The organism is Spiroplasma endosymbiont of Virgichneumon dumeticola (assembly GCF_964264745.1).
Classification (GTDB): Bacteria; Bacillota_I; Bacilli_A; order Mycoplasmatales; family VBWQ01; genus Spiroplasma_E.
The window spans coordinates 235679-255387 of sequence record NZ_OZ183478.1; the positions used below are offsets into that span (position 1 = coordinate 235679).

Here is a 19709-nt window from a genome sequence, read left to right on the forward strand (position 1 = left end):
AATAACACAAAAAAAGGTCTTTAAAGACCTTTTAATTTTTAGCTTCTTAATTAAAAGTTATGAATCAAATCTAATGAACAAAATAAGTATGAATTAATTAAAAAGGTCATGTTTAACTTTAATAGTAAGAAGGAGACTGAGTGTAAAAAAAAAAAAAAAACATATTCATCTATATACATTCTATCAATTAGATAATTTGTAGTTGTAATTCAAACTTAGGCTTGTCATTTTAAATTTCTAGAAGCAATAGTCATATAAACGCCAATTAAAGCTAAACTAACGCCCAAATCAATTCCAATTTCAGTGGTAAATTTGAATTTGCCAACTCACGCATCCATAAACGGATTAACACAATAGTGAAATGGAGAAATGTAAACAATATATTTTAAAACATCACTATTTTCAATTAATGTCATGGAAACAATTTCTCCACTTAAAATGCAATTGGAAAATAAATAATATTAGCGATAGAGATATAAGCAGCTTGTGTTTTTAATAAAGCAGCCATCATCATTCCTAAACCAATAGCGTTAACAAATATTAATAATAATCATGGCAATGATGCTCATAATTGAATTGGGGTTGAAGTAATAACTCAACCAAACTTGCTACCAAAAAAGATTCCTGCTCATAATAAAGTTCATAAAAATGCTAGTATTGAGAAAATAACTCCCAAAATAATAATTACTCCGACAAACAAACTAGGATGAATATTGGTTGCACCTATTCTTTTCATCAACACCGAAATTTTAAATTCAATAATAGTTTGAGGAACAAAGAAAATACCAATGCAAATAATTTGCATAACTGAAATTCCAACAACTAATTTTTGTAACGCTTCTTGACCAATACCCTCAAACGCAAAATCTTGCAAAAATAAAGTTAAAATGGGATATATGAAAATAAAGAATGGAACAAAAAACCCACGAATAAAATACTTAGCAATTAATTCTAATAATGATGTATGTTTGTTCATAGTAGTTTTTGTAACTAAGGATTGCGCATTTTTAATGGTTGCTTTTTCACTATCAATCGCAACTTGAAGTGGTTTTTTATATTTTCATAATTGATCATGCATATATTTTTCAACACAACCATGAATTTTAATAATATCTTGTACTGTAGTTTCTTCAATGATTTCACCTTCATTCATGAAAATAACACGTGTACAAAATCGTTCAATTTCACTCATGTTATGAGAAAATAACAACATAGCAACATTTTTTTCGACAATATTAGTTTGGAGAAATTCAAAGATTTCTTCTCGAACTTCAATATCTAATCCTGTTGATACTTCATCAAGAATTACAAGATCTGGTTGATGGATAACACTTAACAAAATGTTAAGTCGTTGTTGTTGACCGCCTGATAAACTTTGTACCATCTTGTTAGTAAGATGCAAAATTTGATAAGTACTTAACATTTTGTTTAATTTTTCTTTAGTAATTTCAATATTAAAAGTTTGTAAATAATATTTAATAATATCCATAACTGTTATACCATGAGGATAACGTGAATCTTGAAATTGGATACCAATGACAGCTTTATCTTTTTTGATAACAGTGCCAGAGGTTGATTTTCTTATCCCGCCCAATGATTTCACTAATCGTTGATTTACCACTACCATTAGAACCAATTAAAGCAATTCTTTCACCAGGGTAAATATCTAAACTAAAGTTTTTAACAGCAATCTTATCACCATACTTTTTGCTAACATTACTAATTGTCACTAATTTTTTATTTTTTATTGATTGCGACATGTTTTCTCCTTTTTTGTCAAAAATGATTAATTTTTAATATTTTAAAAATAGAATAAGTACTACTAAATCCAAGTTACAATTCTAATTAATTGTTGGTTTATTACTTTCATATTTTTCACTCTTTCATTGCAATTATTAAAATTTAATTTAGATTTTAGGATATTTTTTAATTTGTGTTTTTCTAATAACTAGCACTAAAACAATACTAGTTAATAAAATACCAATGACAGCTCCGGCAATGGAAATAATAAAACGGATTAACAACTGGTCAGGCGTTAAAAAATAACCTGATATATACAACATTCCTAAGACAAAGGCGAAAGGAATAGCATAAGTAAATTGATCAATTTGATGTAACTTCATTTTATATGCAATTAAAGTAGCGATAAAAGTAAATACAATTAAACTGATAGTTAAAACAATCATCAATCACAGCGGTTCTTTAAACGTAAAAGTAAAATCAGTGCCTGTTAAAAAAAATAAAACTAAAGCTGGTAATAATACCTGGATTACTAAATATCCAACGCTTACTAAAAATTTAGTACGAATAAAATCATTTTCATTATTATTAAACTCCACTTCATTATTACTAACAATATTTTCCATTACTACCTCATTTTAATTTTTACATTATCATAATAATAAGTATTTTAACATTTTTAATATCAATTTCAAAGCAAAATTTTTCTAATTACATAAAAAAATACATTACTAGCAAAGACGATATGATTTAATTAAGGCTTTTTTCCCTTTATGTACTATTTAAATTTTATCACATAAATGCTGAGAAAAGCCTATCTACGGACTTCTCCCCACATTTTTAATTAAACATAGCATTACAGTTTCAAAACTAGGTATGTTATTGAATTTATATGCAGCTTCTTTTGCATATAAATGAATATGATGTTTTGCAACTTTGATATGTGTTTTAAATGTTCTTCGTATATGTTTTCATACTGACTCAATTTGGTTGGTATTTACACCAGTTTTTGAAACATAGACATCTTGATGGTTAACTGTTTCATGCTTAGTGAAAACCGATTTCAAATCGCGATATCCTTTTCAAGAATCAGTATGTACATCACACTTTGAAGAAATGTGGTTTATTGCAAACTGCAAAAGATTTTTACTGTTTGCGTTTTTCAATACTTTCACAATCAGATTGTTGGTTGTTTTTTCATAAATACCAACAATCAAGGTTTTGTTCAACAAGGATCTTCCTTGTTTTTTAAACCCATATGTGAAAGATACATTTCATCCATTTGCACTATGCCCTCAACAATGAATTGAGGTTCTTGTTTAGCAATGGCACTTCGGATTTATGACCCATTCTTCAAGCTGTTTTCAAGGTCACTCCCAATTCTTTTGCAACATCAGTTGATGGAATTCCATGTTTGGTGTTTATTCATCTAAAGATGAGATAAAACCAAGATATTAAAGGTGTTTGTGACTTTGAAAATATAGTGCCCGTGAGAATACTGAATGTTTGATGACATTTCAAACATCTCATTTTTCTTAAATTAGAAGTATTCAAATTAAAACTAGAACACCTAATACATTTGCTTTGTTTCAAACTTGCTATATATGCAAGACATTGTTTTTCAGTTTGAAAAGTATTATTGAACTCATTCAATTTCATTGTTTCCTCCACAAGTACATGTGGGGAGAAGTCCGATTTATTAATTTCTTTAGTAAAAGTTATTGACTTTAAGTGAAATTCTATGATATAAATACTTTTGGTTAATAAACGCGGGTGTCGTATACTGGCTATTACTTCTGCCTTCCAAGCAGAAAAAGTGGGTTCGATTCCCATCACCCGCTCCATTCTTATATAAAAAAACAAAATCGTAAATTAATACGTTTTTTTGTTTTTATATGAAGTTTTTAGTTATTCAAAGTGTTTCTAATAATTTTTACTGTCTTTGATGTGTCTGAGCATATGTCACAATTATTGATTTGCTTAGTGTCAGTAGGAAATGAAATTAAGTTAGCAGTTTGTAATTGTAAGCTAATGTTGTTGCCAATACCATTTAAATATAGTTTTAAGGATTCTGATGAATCATCTAAATTCATTTTTTTTATTGTTGTCATTATTTTATACCTACCTCTTTTAAAATTCTGCTATTAAAAGCATTTGCTAAGAATTTGTAAATTTTAATTTCAGCAATATTTTTTAAATCATAAGTATTGATAATATCTGTTAGTCTTAATATCGTATCTTGAAATTTAATAAAGTATGTTTTGTTTTCAACATTTGCTCATTTTTCTAAGTTTGTTGCATAGTAGATAATTTCATCTTTATAGAAGCATGATTTCATATTTTTCACTCCTTGAAATGGTTTATTAGAACAAAAAAACCCTATTTTAAATGTAAAAATTTAAACAGAGATTAAACACCATATTGAATTTTTTCTGAAGAAAGTTTACTAAAACTTCTTATACTATTATTGTAGCTGATTTATTATAAATTCCAAGTAAAATCAAGCAAATTTTTTAATTTAAATTAATTAACGGACTTCTCCCCACATGTACTTGTGGAGGAAACAATGAAATTGAATGAGTTCAATAATACTTTTCAAACTGAAAAACAATGTCTTGCATATATAGCAAGTTTGAAACAAAGCAAATGTATTAGGTGTTCTAGTTTTAATTTGAATACTTCTAATTTAAGAAAAATGAGATGTTTGAAATGTCATCAAACATTCAGTATTCTCACGGGCACTATATTTTCAAAGTCACAAACACCTTTAATATCTTGGTTTTATCTCATCTTTAGATGAATAAACACCAAACATGGAATTCCATCAACTGATGTTGCAAAAGAATTGGGAGTGACCTTGAAAACAGCTTGAAGAATGGGTCATAAATCCGAAGTGCCATTGCTAAACAAGAACCTCAATTCATTGTTGAGGGCATAGTGCAAATGGATGAAATGTATCTTTCACATATGGGTTTAAAAAACAAGGAAGATCCTTGTTGAACAAAACCTTGATTGTTGGTATTTATGAAAAAACAACCAACAATCTGATTGTGAAAGTATTGAAAAACGCAAACAGTAAAAATCTTTTGCAGTTTGCAATAAACCACATTTCTTCAAAGTGTGATGTACATACTGATTCTTGAAAAGGATATCGCGATTTGAAATCGGTTTTCACTAAGCATGAAACAGTTAACCATCAAGATGGCTATGTTTCAAAAACTGGTGTAAATACCAACCAAATTGAGTCAGTATGAAAACATATACGAAGAACATTTAAAACACATATCAAAGTTGCAAAACATCATATTCATTTATATGCAAAAGAAGCTGCATATAAATTCAATAACATACCTAGTTTTGAAACTGTAATGCTATGTTTAATTAAAAATGTGGGGAGAAGTCCGTAGATAGGCTTTTCTCAGCATTTATGTGATAAAATTTAAATAGTACATAAAGGGAGAAAAGCCTTAAATTTTAATAGTGGAAGTGATTTTAGTGCTTTAAATTCACAAATTGTTATGGCTCGTGAGTTTAGTAAACTGTTAGTTAATTATAAAATTAAGTGGTTTGATGTTGCAACTGGTGGTCATGATATTTCAAATCAATCACAAATTGCAGGACATGTGTGGGTTAAGATTAGCACTAGTAGTACTGATAATAATTGAACTGGTTCAACAGATCGAATTTAATTAGCAATTAATAAAAATGATTTAGCAAAAATAACAACGTTAACAGGATTAAATTTAAGTGTTAATAATACTAAAAAGTTTAGTGTTTTAAATTCAATGCTTTCAACTGCTACTGAATTTAAAGGAAATTATTTTAGTAAGTATACAGTTAAGTGGTTTGATGCAAAAATTGGTGGTCATGATATTTCAAATCAATTACAAAGTGTAAGACAAGTTTTGGTTGAGATTACAGCTGATAGTGTAGATAAAAACTGACAAGGTACTACTCCTCGCTTAAACATTAATATGAATGCTGCTAATTTTAATGTTATAGAAGGGACAACTGGTGCTATTGTTGCTATGACAGCTGACAGTTCTAATAATACAATCTATGCTGCTGATAAAACTGCAAGTGATGTGGGAAATGTTTATAAGAGCAATGGTACTGATGCTTTTGTTGCTATGGATGGGATTGATGAACCTATTATCAAAATGGTAACAAACAATAGTAGTGGTAAAGTTTATGCTATTAGCAAAACTAAAGTGTATGTTCCAACTGATGGAACAGCAGCTTTTACGGAAATACCAGGAATAACAGAACAAGTAGTTAATTTATCTATTAATACTACTTATGATGCAGTATATGTAACAACTTTTAGAAAACATGCCAATATTTGAAAATCAAATGGGACAGATAGATTTACTAAATTTTTAGATTTAAGTGTAGTGTTTGGGCAAGTAATTAGTTGTAGTTTTGATAGTGTTGATGATACTTTTTACTATGCTATAGCGCAAGGTAATCCGATGATAAATCGATTATTTAAAATAAAAGATACTGAAACTGTTGCTACTGAAATATCAGGAGTAACCGATAATATGAGAAGCATTGTTATTTTAAATGGTGTTTTATATGTAGGTGCTAATGCAACAGAATTTACAGGTAGCGTATATAAAAAGAATTAATTTCTGAATTGTAAATATGAATGGGACAGTTAAAAGAGTAAGGCCAAATATAAACTTTACTTACTCTTTTTTCTATTATATTTTTACTATAAAGGTTAAAATATTTAGTATAATTATTATAATGAGAATAGTGGTGGCAAAGATGGAAAAACAAATTAAATTAAAAAGAACATTGTTAATTAGTAAAATTACATTAACATTATCTTCATTATTTTTATTTTTAGTATGATTAATGTTCATGACTAATAATTTTTATCCTAAATCAAATGATTCTATTATTAGTAAAATTATGGATATTTCAATTCAAATCATGATTTGACCAATTACTAGTATCATTTTATTTATTTTTATTATGCCAGTGTGGGTAACTAATAAAAAAAAGATTTTATTAGTTTTCTTAGGTATAGCATCAACCATTGCTATTATTTGCTTATTGTTCGTTTTTGGTTTAAATATTAATAAATTTTGAGTGATTTGATTAATTGCTCATTTGTTTACCATTGGTTCTATAATTTTTGTTATTTCTGTTTATTTTTTCAATAGTGGTTTGTTATTTTTAGAAAATAAACAAACTAAAGATAACATTATTACTAATAGTAGTAAAAAATAAATTTTTATAAATTTATTAGGCTTTTCTCCCTTTATGTACTATTTTTAAATTTTATCACATAAATGCTGAGAAAAGCCTATCTACGGACTTCTCCCCACATTTTTAAATTAAACATAGCATTACAGTTTCAAAACTAGGTATGTTATTGAATTTATATGCAGCTTCTTTTGCGTATAAATGAATATGATGTTTTGCAACTTTGATATGTGTTTTAAATGTTCTTCGTATATGTTTTCATACTGACTCAATTTGGTTGGTATTTACACCAGTTTTTGAAACATAGCCATCTTGATGGTTAACTGTTTCATGCTTAGTGAAAACCGATTTCAAATCGCGATATCCTTTTCAAGAATCAGTATGTACATCACACTTTGAAGAAATGTGGTTTATTGCAAACTGCAAAAGATTTTTACTGTTTACGTTTTTCAATACTTTCACAATCAGATTGTTGGTTGTTTTTTCATAAATACCAACAATCAAGGTTTTGTTCAACAAGGATCTTCCTTGTTTTTTAAACCCATATGTGAAAGATACATTTCATCCATTTGCACTATGCCCTCAACAATGAATTGAGGTTCTTGTTTAGCAATGGCACTTCGGATTTATGACCCATTCTTCAAGCTGTTTTCAAGGTCACTCCCAATTCTTTTGCAACATCAGTTGATGGAATTCCATGTTTGGTGTTTATTCATCTAAAGATGAGATAAAACCAAGATATTAAAGGTGTTTGTGACTTTGAAAATATAGTGCCCGTGAGAATACTGAATGTTTGATGACATTTCAAACATCTCATTTTTCTTAAATTAGAAGTATTCAAATTAAAACTAGAACACCTAATACATTTGCTTTGTTTCAAACTTGCTATATATGCAAGACATTGTTTTTCAGTTTGAAAAGTATTACTGAACTCATTCAATTTCATTGTTTCCTCCACAAGTACATGTGGGGAGAAGTCCGTTTATTAATTAATAATTTATTATTAATACCATTAATTAATCATTTCATTTCATGCATTAAAGCATACATATCACTATATCAAGTATCATCATGTAAATCTAACATTTTTGGTTGATTATTATTAGTATCTATTTTTACTTTAGATAATCATTGCATTAAATTATATTGTCTTTTAGTTTCTGGACATCTTTCTCAATTAAAACTAATAATATTTTAAGCATACAAATTGTTGTAAAATCAATTCTATCATTTAAATATAAAGTTGATTTATCTACTGCTATAAATTTTAATCATGTTATATTACGTTTTTTAACTCAACTTTTTAAAACATCAATAAATACTAATCCACCATTACCATAATCAACATAACAAGTAAAACCAAATAACATTGCTATATAACGTTTACTTTCATTTAAATAATAATTAATAATATCATTTGCTAAAGTATCAGTATCTTTATATTGCATTGTTACATTACTATGATAAAATTCACTTTCTTTATGTGCTCTTCTACCATTATCATTTTCACCAATAAATCATAAACTAGCACTTGTAGGATGACCACTTGGACTTGTTGCCATAACTATATCTAATCCACCTGATAATCTTTGTACTTGAAAATCTAATTTAGTACCAACTTTATCAAGATATCTTGCAAATATAGCACCAGTAAGAATACTTGGTACACCATAATATCAAGATTATGCTTTAATTGGATCTAATACTTTTAATTCTTCTAAATCATTAATCATATCTAATGTAAGATTATGAGCATTTACTTTTCAATTACTATAATGAAATAATTTAAAAATATTATTATCAAATATTGATTTAATTTGTTCATTTTTTTCTTTCATTATTTCTAAATTAAAAGGTACAATTTTATTCATATATTCAATATAATATTGATAAATATTATCTGGATTACAACTTTTTATTTTTATTCTTTTTTTAGCATTACCTAATGCAAATGTTATTGCTTGAAATTCTCGCTGAGTAAATTCATTTGCTTCTTCACATCATTCAATTGCTAAATCAAAACCTTTTATTTCACTACGAGAAAGCCCTTTTAAAGGTATTCTATCATTTGAATTACTATATACACCCATTACTCTTATAAATGATTTAGATCCTTTAAAACGAAAGTCTGCTTGCTTATTAGGGTATTTTAAAGTAAAATCTTTATAATCATTTAAACATATTGTTATTAAAGTATTATATATTTCTTTTACTAAATCATTAATATCTTTATTTAATTTTCTAAAACAATATATAGCAATTGATTTATTAACTTTAATTGAAATAGCTATTAATATTGCTAATTCTTCTAATTTTCATAAATTACACATCCGTGCTTCAGCATATAAACTAACTCCATTATTTTTAATATACATAGGCATTCCAGTTAACATCATATTAAAAATACCTAACATAAAAGCATTTTCATTATCTTGATAATAAAATTCTTTTATTTCATGTGTAACTTTCCCAATATTAGTAATTAAATCTCTAGTACGTCCATTATAGAATACTCGATAATAATTTTTATTTTTTAAATTATAATTAATTGTTACTAAATCAGTACTAACTGCTACTTCTTTTCATTGTGGAACACTTGGGTTAGGATTTGGTGTTGGATTATCTTTTAATTCAATATCTCAACAATTGTCTTCTATTTCATTAGTTTCTAAACTTCTTGAATTAATTTTTATAGGTTTATCTATATTAATTACACTTGGTGAAGTAATATCTAATGTATCACTAGTAAGATTATAAGTATTTTCTTTTATTTCTTCTTCTAATGAATATATTTTACCTTCATCATCATTAAATCTATCCATTGCAATAGCATTTGAAATAACTACTAAATCAACATAAGATTCAGTAATTCTTTTACCACTAATTCCTTTAAAAAAACTAGCTAATACAGCACCTTCACCTTGTCATAAAAATTGCATATATATAATTGGACTTTTTTCTACATTTTTTCAACAATAACCAACTCTATATAAAGTATTTACTTTAAAATCATAATTAATTTTAATGTTACTTTCTTTTGTACCAACATTTTTTCATTTAATAACATTTAAAGATTTTATTTTTTCATCAACATATTTTTTATTTGGAATATCATTATCATCTGTTACTGAAGGACCACTTTTATTTTTATAAATTAATGTTCTATTTCCAACATTTATAACATCATTAACTAATCTTGTTGTATTATCTTTATCATTTTTATTATTAAATATTCTATTTTCATCAACTGAACTACCACCAGTAGCACTAATATTATTAGTTTCTTTATCAATAGTTATATTAGTACCAGCAATTAACTTATTTTGTAATTTATCATCTGTATATTTTTTAGGAATTAAAGTTCCATTTAAATAACTTGAGTAATCTTCTGTAAAAGGATCAAAATTTTTATAAGCAACTCATTTATATATAAAATTAGGTACTAAAGTATGTTTTAAAATTTCAATAGCATTTTTTCTATCATCAAGGTCATCAAAATAAATTACTTTATCACTAACATCACTATTAACTATATGAGTTTCTTTATCATATTTAATATCAATAGTTTCTTTTGGACTTTTAAATTCAGGTACTGTAGTAGATGTATTAATACCTCTAGTATCAATATTAATAACCGGTCTTGATCTATTTTGTGGATGAGTAATAGTGATTTTAGTTCTAGTATCTGATGATTCTAAATTAGTATAAGGAATATATTCATTTAAAGGACTATCTTCACCACAATTTGAAATAAATTTGGCTTTTCTCCCTTTATGTACTATTTTTAAATTTTATCACATAAATGCTGAGAAAAGCCTATCTACGGACTTCTCCCCACATTTTTAAATTAAACATAGCATTACAGTTTCAAAACTAGGTATGTTATTGAATTTATATGCAGCTTCTTTTGCGTATAAATGAATATGATGTTTTGCAACTTTGATATGTGTTTTAAATGTTCTTCGTATATGTTTTCATACTGACTCAATTTGGTTGGTATTTACACCAGTTTTTGAAACATAGCCTGCAAGGCGGCGTAACAAACTTCCGTAGTCATTATTCTATTATCAATAATTTATCTTTAAAAGACTCAATTCCTTTTTTATTAAAATACAATTAGCACAAAAGACGAGAAATAAGTATCGTCTTTTTTTGTAATTGTAAGATTTGCAAATTTTATAACCGTCTTTACCACTATTATCAACACGTGCTAGGGACATAAAATAGTGAACCATAACACAGTTGTTCAAAATAGTGGCTAGCATGTGGACTTGCATGTAAAAATAAAAAGTGGAGTGATACCTAATAAAATATACTAACCATGAATAATGGTAATCCTTGGGGTGGGAGCGGATTGGCAACTAGTGTATATAGACCCGTTTTGGGGGGGCATATTGTAATTAATTCTTTATTCATCAGCACTGCCACCCCCAGTGAGCAGTTGCTGATTTATTTTTTTTACAAGTTTTACAATTTATTTACGAGCACACTTTTTCTAGAGAATATTAATTATATTAGTGTTAATAAAATAAATAAAATATATATCCTTTACGCTGTATGCGACAGGATATATAAAAAAAGAAAGGATTTTAAAATGCAAATAGAATTTCAAAAAGAACAAATTACTGAAAAATCAAATTCTATTTTGATTAATTATGGCGAATATAAATTGTCGGTTCCAAATTGAATGATTAAAAACAATAGTTTTATGGTTGATGATAAATATACATATTGAGTTTTTAATTTAGAAAATGTTAAAAGGGAAATGAATGGGCAAGAGTTATTAAATTTATTACAACCATTTCTTGCTAAGCAAAAAAATAACGGTTAATAAACTCCCTGCTAAAAAAGAATATTATATTAATGAAACTAAATTAGAAGAACTTACATTTTACGAAGAACATAATGGGTGATTTATTGGAGAAATAAAAGACCCAAAAACAAACATTATTAATCCATGTTTTAAATACAATGTTAAATGAGTTGAAAATAATAAATCATACAAGATTATTGAATACAATCATAATTATTTACCCACTAATTACTTAATTACTCCATATAAACATATTTCAACTCATAATGAATAATTATTTTTGTTATAAAGGAATCAATAATGAAATGCAATATGACTTAATTATCGGAATTGACCCGGCAGGAATTGGTAATAATGGAATTGTTATATATTCAAGCGAAACTAATAATATTATTTTTAATGAAACATTTAAAACAAAAACTGTTCTAGAAAGTAAAAATCTATTTAAAGAATACTTTTTAATAATTAAACAACATTTTGAAAATAAAAAAATCTTAGTTATTGTAGAAAATTTCTTTTTAAATTCAAAACAATTATTAACTAATCCCCTAGCAACACCGAAAATTATTGGTGCTTTAATGGTATTAATTCAAGATGTAATGAATTGAGATTATCAAGAAAGTGAACCAAAAAACAAAAATAAAATAGAAAAGGCTTTTCTCCCTTTATGTACTATTTTTAAATTTTATCACATAAATGTGGAGAAAAGCCTATCTACGGACTTCTCCCCACATTTTTAAATTAAACATAGCATTACAGTTTCAAAACTAGGTATGTTATTGAATTTATATGCAGCTTCTTTTGCATATAAATGAATATGATGTTTTGCAACTTTGATATGTGTTTTAAATGTTCTTCGTATATGTTTTCATACTGACTCAATTTGGTTGGTATTTACACCAGTTTTTGAAACATAGCCATCTTGATGGTTAACTGTTTCATGCTTAGTGAAAACCGATTTCAAATCGCGATATCCTTTTCAAGAATCAGTATGTACATCACACTTTGAAGAAATGTGGTTTATTGCAAACTGCCAAAGATTTTTACTGTTTGCGTTTTTCAATACTTTCACAATCAGATTGTTGGTTGTTTTTTCATAAATACCAACCATCAAGGTTTTATTCAACAAGGATCTTCCTTGTTTTTTAAAACCCATATGTGAAAGATACATTTCATCCATTTGCACTATGCCCTCAACAATGAATTGAGGTTCTTGTTTAGCAATGGCACTTCGGATTTTATGACCCATTCTTAAAGCTGTTTTCAAGGTCACTCCCAATTCTTTTGCAACATCAGTTGATGGAATTCCATGTTTGGTGTTTATTCATCTAAAGATGAGATAAAACCAAGATATTAAAGGTGTTTGTGACTTTGAAAATATAGTGCCCGTGAGAATACTGAATGTTTGATGACATTTCAAACATCTCATTTTTCTTAAATTAGAAGTATTCAAATTAAAACTAGAACACCTAATACATTTGCTTTGTTTCAAACTTGCTATATATGCAAGACATTGTTTTTCAGTTTGAAAAGTATTATTGAACTCATTCAATTTCATTGTTTCCTCCACAAGTACATGTGGGGAGAAGTCCGTTAATTATTATAGTATTCATTAGGATATTTACCATCTCATTTTACATCATCTTTATTTCATGGAATATTTGAAAAATATAATTCTATTATATGTTTACCACCGCTTTTATGAGCTCATATAGTCGCCCCCCTCAGTGTGCTTCATGGTCATAATAAAAATAATATGTTAATTCATTTGTTTTATGATGTGCTATTGAACCAATTACTAAACCAGTTGTTGCTAATAATAATGCTAAAATTGATGTTATTTTGTAGAAATTTGTTTTTATTCATGTTTTCATACTAAATGACTCCTTCTTTTATTTTGTTAATTTTTTTTACTTCTCCATTTATTATAAGTTCTAAATTATTATTGATTTCTTGATATTTTTCTATTTTGTTCAATTTTTCTAATAACTCAGGTAATATTTTATTTTGATATTCTTTTGTATGTTCTTGACAAAGAAAATAATCACGTATTATTGCTTCACTTAATTTTAATTGAATATGATTAACAGATTTATTATTACATTTTTTTCTTTCACAAATTTCAATTTCTTCATCTATAAAATAATTTTGAAGTATTGGTGCTTCTTCATCAAATTTTATTTTATGTTCTTCACAAAATTATAAATTTCCTAAATTTTGTACTTCAATTATTTCGCTTCAATTTTTAATGCATTTTTCTCAATAACAAATAATATTATTTTTATCTTGATTATTAAATTTATTTTGTTTTTTTAATTTTTGTTTTTGTCTTACATCTTTTTTTGCTCATAAATCCTCCTTTTTTGTTAATTTTACTATTAAATTGTACTTAATTTTTGTATTTTTTGCAAATATGCTTTAAACGTTAAAATAACGCCAAATACAAGGCGTTAATTTTGTGATACCTATCCTATTACTAGTATTGTTTTCATTGGTTATATGGCATAAGAAAAAACACTTACTTTAGTAGAAGAATTATTTTTACACCTAATTATGTTTTTAAGATGCTATAGTACATAAATAAAGTATGATTGGGGGCATATTTAAGATAAATAAATTAGGTAGTTATTAAAGTTTAAAAATAGATAGGAGAAATTAAAAATGGAATTTAATTATGGCTTTTATCCCTTTATGTACTATTTTTAAATTTTATCACATAAATGCTGAGAAAATCCATATTTAATTACAATTACATAAAAAATCCAAATTATTTCTTGTCTACATGATAATAAGACTGTATGAAGTAATTTATTCCGGATTTTTGACAAGCACCCTTTCGTTGCTTATATCATTCACATGTTGTTGTAATGATGTTGTTTCAATTTGTTGTGTTTGTTTCAATTGGCTCTTTGAATCTGAATTACTTGATTTTGATTTTGAAGTAGCTTGTTCACTACTTTTTTTGATTGTTGTAAACCAATAAATCCTGAAGTTCCTGATGCTGCTCCACAGCTACCACTACTATGTGTCATTTTTACCTCCTAAACATTAATATAAATGTTTAATAATATTTTAAACCTTTTAAAATAAATTACAAATAATTAACTATACTTTATTTTTAAACTTTAATCATAACTTTTTAAGTTAGACATCTTGTTCTTTTGAAATTTCTTCTAATTCAGGACAAATTTTATAATTTAAATGTAAAACTTTCCTTTTCTACAACTTATTGGTAATCTTTCTTGAAAAAATAACTTTGAAGAATCTATGGTTTATAATTTTAAAGAAAGCAAAGAAAAAGATCATGAAGGTGGTAGACATGCTATTTATTTAGAATTTGATGAACAAGCAAATAAATATAAATTTCTTTGTGGAACGACATAAGTCAAAGAAATTAGATAAAGAATCTGAAGATTTACAAAAGTTAAATCATTTTTATAAACTTTTGAAAAGATATTTATAAAAAACATTCTGATAATCAAAGTTATAGTATTGGTAAAAAACCATCACTGCTGTTTGGAAAGTAGAAATATAGCGTGTCTGCATCTAAATCAAATTTTGTTGGTGATAATGACAGTGGAAATTCTACTGCTATTGAAAAGCTAGCACAAGAAATACAAAATTCTAAAGAAACCCAATCATTTCAAAAAATTACAAAAGATATTCATGGGCAACAAGAACCAGAAAAATAATCTAAAAATTATAAAAGAAATCTTAATTATTTTAACGGATAATACTCTCAATAGAATTAACCTTTAATTTTGTAAAAATGAAATAAAAACTATGAACATTATAGATAGTCTATATAATGATGTTTAAATTATCACTATACAACATTAACTTTTCTAGTTTACTATTACTAATATCTTGATAAATTGATATATTAGTTTGTTTATACAAATAACAAGCCCAGTAATATCAAATTAAATCTTGATAAGTCATTCATTGTTTAACAATTGTTATTTGCTCATCAGTTAAATTAAAACAAGCAAATCAAATTTTAATATCACTATCATTAGTTAATGTTTCAGATGCAAAAGAAGCAATATCAAATAATGGATCATTCCAACAAGCAAAATCTCAATCAATAAGATATCACTGATTATTAGTTTTTACAAAATTATTAATGCTTAAATCATTATGACATAATACTATTTTTTCTGGTTGGTAATTTGTAATTCAAGTAGTAACACTTGTTTTAATCTTAGTTAAATCAACTGCACAAATAACTAAATCACAATAAGATTTTAATTGTTCTAAACCATTTCACTTCATTATATTTAAATTACTATCATATTTAATTTTATGTAATTGTTTTACTAAATTAGATGAAGTAGTTAATATTTCGTCATAAATTGGTTGTTCTACTAAAGTTATTAAATTATGATAGTAGGGCATTAATGTTAGTAATTTATTATCTTGAATATTAATTTCAATAATTGGTAATGTAAATTTTTGTCACTGAATTAATTGGACAACTCTAATTTGATTTTCTGTGTTTAAAAATGGTTGCTTAATGTTTTTACTTTGTTTTAAAAAATATTGTTGATTAACTAAGAATAAGTCATTAGTTAGTCCTTTAGTTATTAATTGTTCACATTGAAGGGGTGATTTTATAGTTTTAAATGTCATGTTATTCACCTTTTCAATTTACTTGTATCTATCTCAATAAAATTATACAATTTATTTAATTAAATTATTGAAAGTAGTGAGACGATGTTAGAAAAAGGTTATATTCATATTTACAAAGGTGAATGTAAAGGTAAGACAACTATTATTAATAGTATGGTTGTGCGTGTGCTTGGTAATAAACTTAATGTTAGTTACTTGCGGTTTTTAAAGAATCGTCCGTCGGGCGAAATTGCCTTTTTTAAAAATAACACTAAAGTTAAAATTGAAAGTTTTTATGAATCATCACAAAAATTTTTTTGAGAAATGGATGAGAAGGAAAAAGCCATTTTAACACAAGAAACTAATGAAGGACTACAACGCTTAGCAATTTTAAGTCAAAGTGATAGCATTGATTTAATTGTGGTTGACGAAATCTTATGATGCATTCAAAATAATTTAACGGACTTCTCCCCACATGTACTTGTGGAGGAAACAATGAAATTGAATGAGTTCAATAATACTTTTCAAACTGAAAAACAATGTCTTGCATATATAGCAAGTTTGAAACAAAGCAAATGTATTAGGTGTTCTAGTTTTAATTTGAATACTTCTAATTTAAGAAAAATGAGATGTTTGAAATGTCATCAAACATTCAGTATTCTCACGGGCACTATATTTTCAAAGTCACAAACACCTTTAATATCTTGGTTTTATCTCATCTTTAGATGAATAAACACCAAACATGGAATTCCATCAACTGATGTTGCAAAAGAATTGGGAGTGACCTTGAAAACAGCTTGAAGAATGGGTCATAAAATCCGAAGTGCCATTGCTAAACAAGAACCTCAATTCATTGTTGAGGGCATAGTGCAAATGGATGAAATGTATCTTTCACATATGGGTTTAAAAAACAAGGAAGATCCTTGTTGAACAAAACCTTGATGGTTGGTATTTATGAAAAAACAACCAACAATCTGATTGTGAAAGTATTGAAAAACGCAAACAGTAAAAATCTTTTGCAGTTTGCAATAAACCACATTTCTTCAAAGTGTGATGTACATACTGATTCTTGAAAAGGATATCGCGATTTGAAATCGGTTTTCACTAAGCATGAAACAGTTAACCATCAAGATGGCTATGTTTCAAAAACTGGTGTAAATACCAACCAAATTGAGTCAGTATGAAAACATATACGAAGAACATTTAAAACACATATCAAAGTTGCAAAACATCATATTCATTTATATGCAAAAGAAGCTGCATATAAATTCAATAACATACCTAGTTTTGAAACTGTAATGCTATGTTTAATTTAAAAATGTGGGGAGAAGTCCGTAGATAGGCTTTTCTCAGCATTTATGTGATAAAATTTAAAAATAGTACATAAAGGGAGAAAAGCCTAATTTAATTAAAGAACAAGATTTAATTAAAATTTTAAAAAATAAAAAACCAAATATTGAAATCGCCATATCAGGGCGATATGCGTCATTTGCTTTAGAACAAGTTGCTGATTTAATTAGTGAGGTTAAACCAATTAAACATTACTTTGAACAAGGTCAAATTGCACGGGAAGGAATTGATTATTAATGGTTATTAAAACATTATGGTTTGCTTCAAACAATCCAGGTAAAGTTATGGAATTAAAAGCGATGTTAGCGCCATATGGTTATGAAATTAAGTCAATTTTAGACCTTAGTTCACCAATTGAAATTAATGAAACCGGGGATTCATTTTCTGAAAATGCTGTTTTAAAAGCAAAAACTTTAGCACGATTAGTTAACACTCCTGTCATTGGCGATGATTCAGGATTGGAAATTTTAGCATTAAATAATTTCCCTGGCATTCATTCAGCACGTTGAAAAGGCAGTATGTCTTATCATGAAGCTATGGTTGATATTTTAGAGCAAATGAAAGGCCATAATGACCGTAGCGCCATGTTTATTTCAGCAATTGCTTATGTTGATTTGAATCATAACATTAGCAAAACTTTTATTGGTAAGTTGGAAGGTGAAATTACAATAGAAATTAAAGGTAATTATGGTTTTGGTTATGATCAAATCTTTTATATTCCATCACAACATGCCACATTAGGAGAAATGACGTTAGAAGATAAAAATAAGATTTCTCATCGTTATTCAGCGCTTAGTCAATTGTTAAAATTTTTAGAAACATTAGCCTTTGAATAGAATGAGAGATGCATTATCTCTGATGTTTAGAGAAAAGAGAATTGAACCCTTATAAAATTACAACTTTCGGGTAGTACTAACTAACCAATGCTGAAATTGATTTCAAAATCAAAAAAGACAAGATTGCAAATGATATAATAATGTTACTAAATAAAAAAACGGACTTCTCCCCACATGTACTTGTGGAGGAAACAATGAAATTGAATGAGTTCAATAATACTTTTCAAACTGAAAAACAATGTCTTGCATATATAGCAAGTTTGAAACAAAGCAAATGTATTAGGTGTTCTAGTTTTAATTTGAATACTTCTAATTTAAGAAAAATGAGATGTTTGAAATGTCATCAAACATTCAGTATTCTCACGGGCACTATATTTTCAAAGTCACAAACACCTTTAATATCTTGGTTTTATCTCATCTTTAGATGAATAAACACCAAACATGGAATTCCATCAACTGATGTTGCAAAAGCATTGGGAGTGACCTTGAAAACAGCTTGAAGAATGGGTCATAAAATCCGAAGTGCCATTGCTAAACAAGAACCTCAATTCATTGTTGAGGGCATAGTGCAAATGGATGAAATGTATCTTTCACATATGGGTTTAAAAAACAAGGAAGATCCTTGTTGAACAAAACCTTGATTGTTGGTATTTATGAAAAAACAACCAACAATCTGATTGTGAAAGTATTGAAAAACGCAAACAGTAAAAATCTTTTGCAGTTTGCAATAAACCACATTTCTTCAAAGTGTGATGTACATACTGATTCTTGAAAAGGATATCGCGATTTGAAATCGGTTTTCACTAAGCATGAAACAGTTAACCATCAAGATGGCTATGTTTCAAAAACTTGTGTAAATACCAACCAAATTGAGTCAGTATGAAAACATATACGAAGAACATTTAAAACACATATCAAAGTTGCAAAACATCATATTCATTTATATGCAAAAGAAGCTGCATATAAATTCAATAACATACCTAGTTTTGAAACTGTAATGCTATGTTTAATTTAAAAATGTGGGGAGAAGTCCGTAGATAGGCTTTTCTCAGCATTTATGTGATAAAATTTAAAAATAATACATAAAGGGAGAAAAGCCTAAAAAAATAATTTATTAATAACTTATTTTTTGTTTATTATGT

At 26.9% G+C, this 19709-nt stretch carries 34 protein-coding genes, 1 tRNA gene and 1 pseudogene; 16 read left to right on the top strand and 20 right to left on the bottom strand.

Annotation, left to right across the window (positions count from 1 at the left end; genetic code table 4):
* Positions 1-215: 215 nt before the first annotated feature.
* The 6 genes from ACFEL4_RS01540 to ACFEL4_RS01565 form a co-directional block, all read right to left on the bottom strand.
* Positions 216-416: a hypothetical protein gene (locus tag ACFEL4_RS01540; protein WP_308149915.1), complete on the bottom strand. Its 201-nt coding sequence runs from the start codon at positions 414-416 to the stop codon at positions 216-218.
* Between the two features lie 17 nt (positions 417-433).
* A complete protein-coding gene (locus tag ACFEL4_RS01545) occupies positions 434-1603 on the bottom strand; it encodes an ATP-binding cassette domain-containing protein (RefSeq protein WP_375317824.1) in 1170 nt (389 codons plus the stop codon).
* Positions 1545-1760: an ATP-binding cassette domain-containing protein gene (locus tag ACFEL4_RS01550; RefSeq protein WP_375317825.1), complete on the bottom strand. Its 216-nt coding sequence runs from the start codon at positions 1758-1760 to the stop codon at positions 1545-1547. Before ACFEL4_RS01550 ends, ACFEL4_RS01545 begins: the two co-directional genes overlap by 59 nt.
* A gap of 147 nt (positions 1761-1907) precedes the next feature.
* The gene (locus tag ACFEL4_RS01555; RefSeq protein WP_375317826.1) at positions 1908-2366 is read right to left on the bottom strand and encodes a DxFTY motif-containing membrane protein; all 459 of its coding nucleotides are present in this window, start codon (positions 2364-2366) and stop codon (positions 1908-1910) included.
* A 192-nt stretch (positions 2367-2558) separates the two neighbouring features.
* Entirely contained in the window at positions 2559-2969 is a 411-nt protein-coding gene (locus ACFEL4_RS01560; RefSeq protein WP_375317827.1) for an IS1595 family transposase, read from the bottom strand.
* 58 nt (positions 2970-3027) lie between these two features.
* Positions 3028-3399, bottom strand: coding sequence for a hypothetical protein (locus ACFEL4_RS01565; protein ID WP_375316858.1), 372 nt, complete (start codon positions 3397-3399; stop codon positions 3028-3030).
* A gap of 110 nt (positions 3400-3509) precedes the next feature.
* On the opposite strand from ACFEL4_RS01565, the gene ACFEL4_RS01570 reads away from it, so the two are divergent.
* Positions 3510-3584, top strand: a tRNA-Gly gene (locus ACFEL4_RS01570).
* 266 nt (positions 3585-3850) lie between these two features.
* Here the strand turns inward: ACFEL4_RS01570 and ACFEL4_RS01575 are convergent.
* Positions 3851-4078, bottom strand: coding sequence for a hypothetical protein (locus ACFEL4_RS01575; RefSeq protein WP_308149919.1), 228 nt, complete (start codon positions 4076-4078; stop codon positions 3851-3853).
* Between the two features lie 228 nt (positions 4079-4306).
* On the opposite strand from ACFEL4_RS01575, the gene ACFEL4_RS01580 reads away from it, so the two are divergent.
* The 5 genes from ACFEL4_RS01580 to ACFEL4_RS01600 all read left to right on the top strand — a co-directional run bounded on the left by ACFEL4_RS01580 (position 4307) and on the right by ACFEL4_RS01600 (position 6981).
* Entirely contained in the window at positions 4307-4678 is a 372-nt protein-coding gene (locus tag ACFEL4_RS01580; RefSeq protein WP_375316858.1) for a hypothetical protein, read from the top strand.
* A 58-nt stretch (positions 4679-4736) separates the two neighbouring features.
* Positions 4737-5147, top strand: coding sequence for an IS1595 family transposase (locus ACFEL4_RS01585; RefSeq protein ID WP_375317080.1), 411 nt, complete (start codon positions 4737-4739; stop codon positions 5145-5147).
* 111 nt (positions 5148-5258) lie between these two features.
* The gene (locus ACFEL4_RS01590) at positions 5259-5429 is read left to right on the top strand and encodes a hypothetical protein (RefSeq protein WP_375317828.1); all 171 of its coding nucleotides are present in this window, start codon (positions 5259-5261) and stop codon (positions 5427-5429) included.
* A 96-nt stretch (positions 5430-5525) separates the two neighbouring features.
* A complete protein-coding gene (locus ACFEL4_RS01595; protein WP_375317829.1) occupies positions 5526-6371 on the top strand; it encodes a hypothetical protein in 846 nt (281 codons plus the stop codon).
* A gap of 142 nt (positions 6372-6513) precedes the next feature.
* Complete coding sequence (locus ACFEL4_RS01600; RefSeq protein ID WP_375317830.1) at positions 6514-6981, top strand: hypothetical protein; 468 nt, start codon at positions 6514-6516, stop codon at positions 6979-6981.
* A gap of 102 nt (positions 6982-7083) precedes the next feature.
* Here ACFEL4_RS01600 and ACFEL4_RS01605 read toward each other — a convergent pair whose 3' ends face one another.
* The 7 genes from ACFEL4_RS01605 to ACFEL4_RS01635 form a co-directional block, all read right to left on the bottom strand.
* On the bottom strand, positions 7084-7458 hold the full coding sequence (locus ACFEL4_RS01605) for an IS1595 family transposase (RefSeq protein ID WP_375318349.1): 375 nt from the start codon (positions 7456-7458) through the stop codon (positions 7084-7086).
* Positions 7398-7532, bottom strand: a complete 135-nt coding sequence (locus tag ACFEL4_RS01610) for a hypothetical protein (protein ID WP_375317686.1) — start codon at positions 7530-7532, stop codon at positions 7398-7400. Before ACFEL4_RS01610 ends, ACFEL4_RS01605 begins: the two co-directional genes overlap by 61 nt.
* Positions 7532-7903: a hypothetical protein gene (locus ACFEL4_RS01615; RefSeq protein ID WP_375317831.1), complete on the bottom strand. Its 372-nt coding sequence runs from the start codon at positions 7901-7903 to the stop codon at positions 7532-7534. Before ACFEL4_RS01615 ends, ACFEL4_RS01610 begins: the two co-directional genes overlap by 1 nt.
* Entirely contained in the window at positions 7843-8094 is a 252-nt protein-coding gene (locus ACFEL4_RS01620; protein ID WP_375317832.1) for a hypothetical protein, read from the bottom strand. Before ACFEL4_RS01620 ends, ACFEL4_RS01615 begins: the two co-directional genes overlap by 61 nt.
* Positions 8094-8519 carry a hypothetical protein gene (locus ACFEL4_RS01625; RefSeq protein ID WP_375317833.1) on the bottom strand — a complete coding sequence of 142 codons (426 nt, stop codon included), beginning with the start codon at positions 8517-8519 and terminating at the stop codon, positions 8094-8096. Before ACFEL4_RS01625 ends, ACFEL4_RS01620 begins: the two co-directional genes overlap by 1 nt.
* Before the next feature lie 120 nt (positions 8520-8639).
* Complete coding sequence (locus ACFEL4_RS01630) at positions 8640-9896, bottom strand: hypothetical protein (RefSeq protein ID WP_375317834.1); 1257 nt, start codon at positions 9894-9896, stop codon at positions 8640-8642.
* A gap of 903 nt (positions 9897-10799) precedes the next feature.
* Positions 10800-11000, bottom strand: coding sequence for a transposase (locus ACFEL4_RS01635; protein WP_375317835.1), 201 nt, complete (start codon positions 10998-11000; stop codon positions 10800-10802).
* A 311-nt stretch (positions 11001-11311) separates the two neighbouring features.
* Between ACFEL4_RS01635 and ACFEL4_RS01640 the strand changes: the two genes are divergently transcribed.
* Both ACFEL4_RS01640 and ACFEL4_RS01645 read left to right on the top strand, forming a co-directional pair.
* Positions 11312-11788 (top strand): hypothetical protein, encoded by a 477-nt coding sequence (locus ACFEL4_RS01640; protein ID WP_375317836.1) that lies wholly within the window; start codon positions 11312-11314, stop codon positions 11786-11788.
* 287 nt (positions 11789-12075) lie between these two features.
* Positions 12076-12510 (top strand): hypothetical protein, encoded by a 435-nt coding sequence (locus ACFEL4_RS01645; protein ID WP_375317837.1) that lies wholly within the window; start codon positions 12076-12078, stop codon positions 12508-12510.
* Here the strand turns inward: ACFEL4_RS01645 and ACFEL4_RS01650 are convergent.
* The 3 genes from ACFEL4_RS01650 to ACFEL4_RS01660 all read right to left on the bottom strand — a co-directional run bounded on the left by ACFEL4_RS01650 (position 12507) and on the right by ACFEL4_RS01660 (position 14802).
* On the bottom strand, positions 12507-13328 hold the full coding sequence (locus ACFEL4_RS01650) for an IS1595 family transposase (protein WP_375317838.1): 822 nt from the start codon (positions 13326-13328) through the stop codon (positions 12507-12509). The two genes, ACFEL4_RS01645 and ACFEL4_RS01650, sit on opposite strands and share 4 nt — an antisense overlap.
* Before the next feature lie 121 nt (positions 13329-13449).
* On the bottom strand, positions 13450-13644 hold the full coding sequence (locus tag ACFEL4_RS01655; protein WP_375317839.1) for a hypothetical protein: 195 nt from the start codon (positions 13642-13644) through the stop codon (positions 13450-13452).
* Between the two features lie 969 nt (positions 13645-14613).
* Positions 14614-14802, bottom strand: a complete 189-nt coding sequence (locus ACFEL4_RS01660) for a hypothetical protein (RefSeq protein ID WP_375317840.1) — start codon at positions 14800-14802, stop codon at positions 14614-14616.
* A 504-nt stretch (positions 14803-15306) separates the two neighbouring features.
* Between ACFEL4_RS01660 and ACFEL4_RS01665 the strand changes: the two genes are divergently transcribed.
* Complete coding sequence (locus ACFEL4_RS01665) at positions 15307-15462, top strand: hypothetical protein (protein ID WP_375317841.1); 156 nt, start codon at positions 15307-15309, stop codon at positions 15460-15462.
* Between the two features lie 109 nt (positions 15463-15571).
* Here ACFEL4_RS01665 and ACFEL4_RS01670 read toward each other — a convergent pair whose 3' ends face one another.
* Complete coding sequence (locus tag ACFEL4_RS01670; protein ID WP_375317842.1) at positions 15572-16402, bottom strand: phosphotransferase; 831 nt, start codon at positions 16400-16402, stop codon at positions 15572-15574.
* A gap of 84 nt (positions 16403-16486) precedes the next feature.
* On the opposite strand from ACFEL4_RS01670, the pseudogene ACFEL4_RS01675 reads away from it, so the two are divergent.
* Positions 16487-16756: pseudogene (locus ACFEL4_RS01675) on the top strand (cob(I)yrinic acid a,c-diamide adenosyltransferase); the annotation flags it as partial.
* On the opposite strand, the gene ACFEL4_RS01680 reads toward ACFEL4_RS01675, so the two are convergent.
* Positions 16675-16896, bottom strand: coding sequence for a hypothetical protein (locus tag ACFEL4_RS01680; RefSeq protein ID WP_375318389.1), 222 nt, complete (start codon positions 16894-16896; stop codon positions 16675-16677). The pseudogene ACFEL4_RS01675 and the gene ACFEL4_RS01680 sit on opposite strands and share 82 nt — an antisense overlap.
* On the opposite strand from ACFEL4_RS01680, the gene ACFEL4_RS01685 reads away from it, so the two are divergent.
* The 4 genes from ACFEL4_RS01685 to rdgB all read left to right on the top strand — a co-directional run bounded on the left by ACFEL4_RS01685 (position 16877) and on the right by rdgB (position 18567).
* Positions 16877-17413, top strand: coding sequence for a hypothetical protein (locus tag ACFEL4_RS01685; protein WP_375317524.1), 537 nt, complete (start codon positions 16877-16879; stop codon positions 17411-17413). The two genes, ACFEL4_RS01680 and ACFEL4_RS01685, sit on opposite strands and share 20 nt — an antisense overlap.
* Positions 17308-17697: an IS1595 family transposase gene (locus tag ACFEL4_RS01690; RefSeq protein ID WP_375317313.1), complete on the top strand. Its 390-nt coding sequence runs from the start codon at positions 17308-17310 to the stop codon at positions 17695-17697. The genes ACFEL4_RS01685 and ACFEL4_RS01690 overlap by 106 nt, the downstream gene beginning before the upstream one ends.
* Before the next feature lie 91 nt (positions 17698-17788).
* A complete protein-coding gene (locus ACFEL4_RS01695) occupies positions 17789-17968 on the top strand; it encodes a cob(I)yrinic acid a,c-diamide adenosyltransferase (RefSeq protein WP_375318350.1) in 180 nt (59 codons plus the stop codon).
* Entirely contained in the window at positions 17968-18567 is a 600-nt protein-coding gene (gene rdgB, locus ACFEL4_RS01700) for an RdgB/HAM1 family non-canonical purine NTP pyrophosphatase (protein ID WP_375317843.1), read from the top strand. The genes ACFEL4_RS01695 and rdgB overlap by 1 nt, the downstream gene beginning before the upstream one ends.
* A 76-nt stretch (positions 18568-18643) precedes the next feature.
* Here rdgB and ACFEL4_RS01705 read toward each other — a convergent pair whose 3' ends face one another.
* Complete coding sequence (locus ACFEL4_RS01705; RefSeq protein ID WP_375317844.1) at positions 18644-18781, bottom strand: hypothetical protein; 138 nt, start codon at positions 18779-18781, stop codon at positions 18644-18646.
* On the opposite strand from ACFEL4_RS01705, the gene ACFEL4_RS01710 reads away from it, so the two are divergent.
* Together ACFEL4_RS01710 and ACFEL4_RS01715 are read left to right on the top strand one after the other, a co-directional pair.
* On the top strand, positions 18762-19298 hold the full coding sequence (locus ACFEL4_RS01710) for a hypothetical protein (protein WP_375317690.1): 537 nt from the start codon (positions 18762-18764) through the stop codon (positions 19296-19298). The two genes, ACFEL4_RS01705 and ACFEL4_RS01710, sit on opposite strands and share 20 nt — an antisense overlap.
* Entirely contained in the window at positions 19193-19582 is a 390-nt protein-coding gene (locus ACFEL4_RS01715) for an IS1595 family transposase (RefSeq protein WP_375317845.1), read from the top strand. Before ACFEL4_RS01710 ends, ACFEL4_RS01715 begins: the two co-directional genes overlap by 106 nt.
* The last annotated feature ends 127 nt before the right edge of the window (positions 19583-19709 follow it).